This window comes from Streptomyces sp. NRRL S-1022 (assembly GCF_000720135.1).
Lineage (GTDB): Bacteria > Actinomycetota > Actinomycetes > Streptomycetales > Streptomycetaceae > Streptomyces.
Genome location: NZ_JOIU01000181.1, coordinates 1 through 309, shown reverse-complemented (window position 1 = coordinate 309; position 309 = coordinate 1). Strand labels below are relative to the sequence as shown.

1 protein-coding gene is annotated in these 309 nt (G+C 69.9%); it reads right to left on the bottom strand.

Translation table 11 applies throughout. The annotated features are described in order from the left end of the window. On the bottom strand, positions 1 to 309 hold a 309-nt coding region (locus IG05_RS43335), incomplete at both ends, for a KR domain-containing protein (RefSeq protein ID WP_037816058.1).

Sequence of the window (309 nt, the reverse complement as noted above, 5' to 3'; positions counted from 1 at the left end):
CGCGGCGTCGGTCTTGGGTTTGAGGACGGTGTCGAGGCGTTCGGGGGTCAGGGCGGTGAGGACGGTGTCGTCCAGTACTCCCGCGGTGTGGATCACTGCTTTCAGGGGGTGGTCGGCGGGGATGGTGGCGAGCAGTGTGGTGACTGCTTCCTGGTCGGAGACGTCGCAGGCGGCGAGGGTGACCTGGGCTCCCAGGGCGTGGAGTTCGTCCTTGAGTTCGGTGGCTCCCGGTGCCTGGGGGCCGCGCCGGCTGACGAGGAGGAGGTGGCGTGCGCCGTGGGTGGTGACCAGGTGGCGGGCCAGTACCGT